We start from the raw sequence: 7,607 nt of genomic DNA on the forward strand, positions 1-7,607 counted from the left end.
ACGACGCTCCTCCTCCACAACGGGGAAGTCAACGCCGGTAACCTTTTTGGCGCTGTCAATCATCTGGCGCACGCTGAAGCCATTTTCGCTGCCCAAGTTATACACACGGCTGCTGCCGCCGCTCAAAAGATGCTTGAGCGCCAGCACATGCGCCTTCGCCAAATCGCAGACATGAATATAATCACGCACACAGGTACCGTCAGCCGTCGGATAATCGGTACCGAAGATGGAAACCTGCTTGCGCACGCCCTGCGCTGTTTTCAGAATCAGAGGAATCAGATGACTTTCCGGGCTGTGGTCCTCGCCGATATCACGCGTAAGAGAAGCACCCACAGCGTTAAAATAACGCAAAGCCACATAACGCATATCATAGGCATGATCATAATCCGCCAGCATGCCTTCAATTGCCAGCTTGGTACGGCCATAAACATTGGTCGGTGCCAGACGGCTGTCCTCGGTAATAGGCACTGCTTCCGGCTCACCGTAAACAGCTGCGGTAGAAGAAAATACCATGCGGTCCACACCGGCACCACGCATAGCCTCTAAAAGATGCAGGCTGCCTTCAACATTGTTAAAATAATATTTGGCCGGGTCGGTCATAGATTCACCTACCAGACTGCTGGCAGCAAAATGAATCACCGCATCAATTTTAAACTGCTCCATAATGTGCTTGGCAAAACGCACATCATGGATATCACCCTCTACCAGCTGCACCTCGTCCGGCACAGCTGCCTCATGGCCGGTAGAAAAATTATCATAAACAATAGGAGTAAAGCCGCTCTTTTGCAGCTCCTTCACTACATGGGAGCCAATATAACCTGCTCCGCCGGTAACAAGGATATTCATCGCTTATTTGCTCTCCTTGGCAACGATTCCCTGCAGATAGGTCAGGAACTTGTCACGCAGTTCAGGACGCTTCAGCGCCATTTCTACAGTTGCCTCCAAGAAGCCCTGCTTATCACCCACATCATAGCGACGTCCTTCAAAATCATAAGCATACATTGCCTGCTCTTTAGCCAAAACCTTGAGTGCATCAGTCAATTGGATTTCATTACCGCGACCAGGCTCGGTTTTTTCCAAAATCGGGAAAATCTCCGGGGTAATTACATAACGTCCCAAAACCGCCAGACGGGAAGGCGCTTCTTCTACCACAGGCTTTTCTACCATATCATTTACCTTAACAGTGCGTGCTTCACCAGTCGGTTCACCGGCAACAATGCCATAAGCAGATACCTTCTCCTGCGGCACCTCCTGCACACCTAAAACGCTGGCACCGGTTTTATCATAGACATCAATAAGCTGCTTCAGCGCAGGCACCTGGCTGTCAACAACGTCATCACCCAACAGTACAGCAAAGGGTTCATCGCCCACAAAATGCTTAGCGCACAAAATAGCATGGCCAAGTCCACGCGGTTCCTTTTGGCGGATATAGTGAATGCGGATATCAGAAATTTTGCGTACCAGCTCCAGCTCCTTGGTTTTGCCGCTGGCCTCCAGGTTCAGCTCCAACTCGATGCTGCGGTCGAAATGGTCTTCAATGGCACGCTTGCTGCGGCCGGTAATAATCAGGATATCCTCAATGCCGGAAGCAAGAGCCTCTTCGATAATATATTGGATGGTCGGTTTATCAACAATAGGCAGCATCTCCTTCGGAGTTGCTTTGGTAGCAGGCAAAAAGCGTGTGCCCAGGCCTGCTGCCGGAATAACGGCTTTACGTACAGGTTTAAACATTTAATCTTATCTCCTTTACAGACTCAAATGAAATATATGCATAGCAGCACCGCTGCAGGCAGTGCTTTACGAAAAAACACGGATACTCAGGAAAGTTAAGCTTCTTCGCCGCCAATAACTTCCAATAATTCTGCTGTCTTCGCAGCAAGCAGCTCCTTATCACCCTTAGTTTCTACGTTCAGGCGCATTACAGGCTCCGTATTGGATACACGCACATTAAAGCGCCAGTTATCATAAGCAACGCTCAGGCCGTCCAGGTGATCCTGCTCGCCGTCAGCATATTTTTTGCCCAGCTCTGCCAGTACTGCTGCGGAATCTGCCACCTTGCGGTTTATTTCACCGCTGCAGGGATACATAGCAACGCGCTCGCCTACCAGCTCGCTGAGCTTTTTACCGCTGCGGCACATCAGCTCAGTTACCAAAAGCCAAGGAATCATGCCGCTGTCGCAGCAGGAGAAATCGCGGAAATAATGATGTGCACTCATCTCGCCGCCGTACAGCACGTCATTATTGCGCATGCATTCCTTCATAAAGGCATGACCGCTCTTGCAGCGCACAGGTACACCGCCGTCACGCTCCAAAATAGCTTCCGTATTCCAGGTCAGGCGCGGGTCGAACATAATCTTCGCACCCGGCTCCTTGTGCAGGAAAACCTCCGCCAGCAGGCCGACAATGTAATAGCCTTCGATAAAATCTGCCTTCTCGTCAAACAGGAAGCAGCGGTCGAAATCGCCATCCCAGGCAATACCCAAATCTGCACCGCTCTCGCGTACAACCTTGGCCGTAGCCTCACGGTTAGGCAGCAGCAGCGGGTTGGGCACACCGTTGGGGAAGGTGCCGTCAGGCGTTTCGTTCAGCGTAATAAACTCAAACGGCAAATGCTTAGCCAGCTCCTTCAAAATCGGGCCAGCACCACCATTGCCGGGGTTAGCAACAATCTTCATCGGTTTGAGCACACTCGTATCAACGTAAGTCAGTAAATGCTCAATATAAGCAGGCATAATATCCAGCTGCTCCAAGGCACCCATAGTCTTGCCTGCTACCACCTGATGTGCAAACGGCTTTGTAGTAGCAACCATCTCACCAATTTCCTTCAGACCGGTATCGCTGGAAACAGGACGCGCATCACGACGCACCAGCTTCATGCCATTGTATTCCTTAGGATTATGGCTGGCAGTAACCATAATACCGCCATCTGCTTTCAGATGCGCGGTAGCAAAATAAATCATTTCTGTACCACACTGGCCGATATCAATAACCTTGGTACCGCCATGGCGCAGTCCCTCTGTCAGCGCATCTACCAATGCTCTACCGCTCAGGCGGATATCATGTCCGACAACAACAGTTTCTGCAGCAAACATTGCTGAAAAAATGCGTCCCATACGGTAAGCCATTTCCTCATTAACCTCCGTAGGGTAAACACCACGTACATCGTAAGCCTTGAAAGCCTTATTTGTAACTTGCATTTCTCTATTCTCCTTTTTTATAGTGTATTTAGCAAAATTTCATTGTTCAAGAACCATTTTATATTATTCTTCATCAAACAAAAAAATCCTGCCTGCATTGCAGACAGGATTTAAATGCTACAGCTTAGCACCGCTCGCACGGATAACTTCTTCCGCCGCCTCACCCAGATACCAACGGATAACGGAAAAGAAAGGTAGCGTCATACCATTATAGTCAGGCACCAGACAGATGGTTGCCAACATTTCCAAAACTTCATCCAGCTCTCGGCCCTTACTAAGCTCCTCACTTATCTGGTCCTCCAGTGTATGGATTACCTCTCGGCGCATGCGCATCAGCCGCGGCGCATTCAGATTCAGCTCACGGATAGTGCTGCGCGCCTTCCCCTGCAAATCTTTGGGGCAGGTATCTTCGTCTACATACATCCGCCCGCTATGCTCGGCATAACGGAACAGACGGATTTTGCCGGGAATCTTCAGCGGATTGAGGATATAGTTTGTAATTTCACGCCCACCCTTAGGCACATCGCAGCTGCGGTCACGCTTCTGGCTGGAATAGCGCCACTCGGGATCAGGCACATAAGGCTGACTGCCGCCGTGGCACACGCCCAACAGATTGCGCCAATCCAAATGATAGTTGTGCCCGTGCTCCTGCGTAGCATTTTTCGGATAAAAATGCTCTACGCGGAAGTCGTCAACCTCGCCTTCCTCCTCCGCCAGCTTAATGCCTACCTCACAATAAGCGCAAAGGCCGTGCTGGTCACGCAAAATTGCTTCGCGCACCTGTTTGTAGCCCTTGCGGCAGCGACGACGGAAATGCTCCCAGGTTTCCTCAGGATTATGCAGACGGTAATGCCTGAGAAGCTCCGGTTCTTCCTTGCTTTTATAAACACGTTTCATGAGCGCCTCCTGCGGAACTGACGCATACGGATATCCATATCCGCACGCAGCAGAGCAGGCTCCTTGCCCTTGGACCATTTATCCAGCTTTTTGCGCAGCTCCAGCGCCTCCGGCGTATCCCAGGCATCCTCGCTCACCAGCTGCAGATAACGCTTTAAATCCTGCACAATCGGCAGAGCTTGCGGACGTGGGCTCACATTCTGGATATCCTGCAGCAGCTGATAGCTGTTGGCGCCCAAGGAAAAATCTACGTGGCGCACGCCTTCGAACTGCTTGCCCCAAGCCAATACACGAATGCTCTCTGCCGGCACGCTGCTAAGCACCTGCGCACTATGCGTAGTCACTACAAACTGTACCATCGGGAAGGTTTTCTGCAAATCCAGCAGTACCGTCTGCTGCCACAGCGGGTGCAGATGCATTTCTACCTCATCAATCAATACAAGTCCCGGAGTCTTGGTTACCGCATCCTCACGCAGCTGCGGATTCAGACGCGCCATGCGATAGGCCAGGTCAGCCACCATGCTGATAATACTGCGGAAGCCGTCGCTCAATTCATCTACCACCATCTCACCCATATCAGGGTGACTGACAACAAAGCATTTCAGGCGATAATTATAATATAAATCACGCAGGCCGGTGCTTTCCAGACACACGTCGACAGCGTTCTGAATCGCATTCTTCAGCATCACATTGCGCTTCACCTCTGCGCTGTACTGCTGCTCTGACTGCGCACACTTGGTAACGTACTCAAACCATTTTCCGAAGGTGCTGTAGGAAGAAGACGGCTCCAGACATTCCTCGTAGCCTACATTGCGTTCCATCAGCGATTTATGAAAATTTGTCATCAGCTTGCTGTCTACCCAAATGCGCTGAGTACCGTAATAGGCCAACACCGGCAGCAGCCTGTTGCCGTTCTCCTTGGCATCGTGCGCCAATGCACAGCCACGTTCGCACAGCTCATCAGCATCATCCTCAGGCACATTCCCCTCCAGCAGGCGGCGGGTACAGGTAAGCTTTTTGCCATAAACCTCACCCTCCAGCTTAATTTCTACCGGATAATGGCATTCCATACCATCAATATGACGCATATCCTTTTTATAAACAGGCACACGTCGCACATCCTGGGGAGTAATTTGCCTGCCACTGGCATCAAAGCTGCGCAGATAAGGCTCCAGAGCAATTGCCAACGCATCAAAAATTGCCGTCTTACCCTTGCCGTTTTCGCCAACAATAACTGTCAGCCTAGGTTCAAAATCAATATCAAGCTCATCGTAACAACGGAAATTCTTCAGCCTTAATCTTTCTATCTGCATAATCTGACCTCCGTTTCTGTATCTCTGCTTACATTATAGCATTAATTGCATCCCATACTAAGATTTTTTACAGTTTTATTATGATTTTTTTGTGGCAGGGTGTATAATAAATAAACATCATCAGCAATTACTTGGTACTTGCCAACAATTACGCAACCGAAAGGAAAAACTGTTTATGAATATATTTCTTCTGCTTACAATCGCCATGCTCATGATTATCCTCATGCTGCGGCGTCACATTCCCATCGGCCCCTGTATGCTCACCAGCGGTATTTTTATCTGGCTGATGAAAGCACCGGAGCTGACGTATCTGGTGCAGGCATTACGCGAAACGCTGACAATGCCGCGCACCTATGATATTCTTTTTGCCCTCTATTTTGTCATGTGCCTGGAAATCGAGCTGCGCACCAGCGGTGCACTGGCCGGTATGGTGCAGGCGCTGCAACGCATCTTTTCCAGTGCTAAGGTAACCCTAGCCGTGATGCCTGCCTTCTTAGGCCTGCTACCGTCACTTGGCGGCGCACGCTTCTCGGCTCCTATTGTAGAGGAAGCCAGCAAAAATCTGCCTATCGAACAGAACCACAAGGCAGCCATCAATTTTTGGTTCCGCCATATCTTTGAATTTTCCAGTCCGATTATTCCCGGTATGATTATGGCCTGCAACATTGCCGGTGTCAGCTACGGTGAATTCATCCTGCATCTGGCCTGGCTAACCGTACTAGCCTTCTCCGCAGGCTGGTTTGTTCTCATCCGCCCCATCAAAGCGGAAAACAGCCATACCGAAAAAATTAATAATGATAGTCAGGGTACACAGGATTTATGGTTGGCGCTCTCGCCTGTCATTATTACTTTTATTCTCGTAGTATTCTTCGGCTTTAATGCCTCCGCCGGCATGGGATTGGTAACAGCCTGCCTTTTTCTGGTACTTCGCTTTACTAAACGCGAGGTCGGCCTCAAGGATGTTGTTATCGGTGCGCTGGACATCAAAATGTTTCTCAATGTGCTCTGCATCCTCTACTTCATTCAGATTTTGACCGTCACCCACGTGCTGCAGGAAATCGTCGCAGCCTTCCAAAGCTCTCCGTTGCCGGTGCCTGTTATCATCGCCTGCGTCAGCTTCATCATCGGCGTGCTTACAGGTATGTCACAAGGACACGTGGCCATCGTTATGCCCATTGTCGCCGCTATGCAGACAGGCAGCCTGAACCTGGCCGGCGTTGCCATGGCCTTTGGTATTGCGGGGCAGATGCTCACACCTACGCATATGTGTCTTGTCATCACTGTCGATTATTTCAAAGCCAACTTTTTCAAAACGCTTAAGCCTGTACTTCTGTGTGAAATAATCATTTTGACTATCTTTACAGTTTATACTTATTTTACATGGTGAATTTTTTGTGCTTGCTTAGCAACAGGAAATCTGTAGTTCAGACCTAAAAACGCTGTTATTTACAGATTAAACACTTTATTTTTATTATTTGCTTGCAGTAGCACAAAGATTAAGTGTATAATAGTGTTATCTATTCTTAAATTTTGGAGGGGTGTTCGTGAATTATACGGAAATGGTAGTCTTCATTATCTACCTGCTATTCATGCTATCAATCGGTATCTGGTTCTTCTATAAAAATCGTCAGGGTGGTGAAAAGACCTACTTCCTCGGCGGCCGTCAGATGGGACCGGGGGTAACCGCTCTTTCTGCCGGTGCTTCTGATATGAGCGCCTGGGTGCTCATGGGCTTGCCGACATCTATCTACGCTCTCGGCCTCGGTCAGGCCTGGATCAGTATCGGCCTGCTCACCGGCTATTCCTTAAGCTGGATTTTTCAGGCACCGCGCCTGCGCCGTTTTTCCATTGTGGCCAACGATGCCATCACTATTCCGCAGTACCTCAGCAACCGCTTTTTATCTAAGTCCCACGTGCTGCAGGTAATCTGTGCAATCGTCTTCCTCATTGCCTACACTATTTATTCCGCTTCCAGCATCAAGGCTTGCGGTACTCTGTTCAACACTGTTATCGGTATTGACCAGACCTACACCATGTATGTGGCAGCCTTCATCATCATCGGCTACACCTTCTTGGGTGGCTTTTCTGCCGTTTGCTGGACCGACTTCTATCAGGGCCTGATGATTCTCGGTTCTCTCCTGATTGCACCTATCTTCGCGGTATCCTTAATCAACCCGCAGGCTGTTGCCGGCATTCCTCC

7 protein-coding genes are annotated in these 7,607 nt (G+C 49.6%); 2 read left to right on the forward strand and 5 right to left on the reverse strand.

Features of this window, described 5'->3' with window-relative positions:
• From galE to BN587_RS00765, 5 genes are all read right to left on the reverse strand, one after another.
• On the reverse strand, nt 1-846 hold an 846-nt coding region (gene galE, locus BN587_RS00745; RefSeq protein ID WP_044483880.1), incomplete at its 3' end, for a UDP-glucose 4-epimerase GalE.
• Between the two features lie 3 nt (nt 847-849).
• Nucleotides 850-1,731 carry a UTP--glucose-1-phosphate uridylyltransferase GalU gene (galU, locus tag BN587_RS00750; RefSeq protein WP_021719261.1) on the reverse strand — a complete coding sequence of 294 codons (882 nt, stop codon included), beginning with the start codon at nt 1,729-1,731 and terminating at the stop codon, nt 850-852.
• A 95-nt stretch (nt 1,732-1,826) separates the two neighbouring features.
• Complete coding sequence (locus tag BN587_RS00755) at nt 1,827-3,197, reverse strand: phosphomannomutase/phosphoglucomutase (RefSeq protein ID WP_021719262.1); 1,371 nt, start codon at nt 3,195-3,197, stop codon at nt 1,827-1,829.
• Nucleotides 3,198-3,314: 117 nt separating this feature from the next.
• Nucleotides 3,315-4,094 carry a retron system putative HNH endonuclease gene (locus tag BN587_RS00760; protein WP_021719263.1) on the reverse strand — a complete coding sequence of 260 codons (780 nt, stop codon included), beginning with the start codon at nt 4,092-4,094 and terminating at the stop codon, nt 3,315-3,317.
• On the reverse strand, nt 4,091-5,407 hold the full coding sequence (locus tag BN587_RS00765; protein ID WP_021719264.1) for an AAA family ATPase: 1,317 nt from the start codon (nt 5,405-5,407) through the stop codon (nt 4,091-4,093). Before BN587_RS00765 ends, BN587_RS00760 begins: the two co-directional genes overlap by 4 nt.
• A 175-nt stretch (nt 5,408-5,582) precedes the next feature.
• Between BN587_RS00765 and BN587_RS00770 the strand changes: the two genes are divergently transcribed.
• Nucleotides 5,583-6,794 carry a DUF401 family protein gene (locus BN587_RS00770; RefSeq protein ID WP_021719265.1) on the forward strand — a complete coding sequence of 404 codons (1,212 nt, stop codon included), beginning with the start codon at nt 5,583-5,585 and terminating at the stop codon, nt 6,792-6,794.
• Between the two features lie 157 nt (nt 6,795-6,951).
• A partial coding sequence (locus BN587_RS11635; protein WP_044483881.1) for a sodium:solute symporter family transporter occupies nt 6,952-7,607 on the forward strand: 656 nt, incomplete at its 3' end.

Source organism: Phascolarctobacterium succinatutens CAG:287 (genome assembly GCF_000434895.1).
Lineage (GTDB): Bacteria > Bacillota > Negativicutes > Acidaminococcales > Acidaminococcaceae > Phascolarctobacterium_A > Phascolarctobacterium_A succinatutens_A.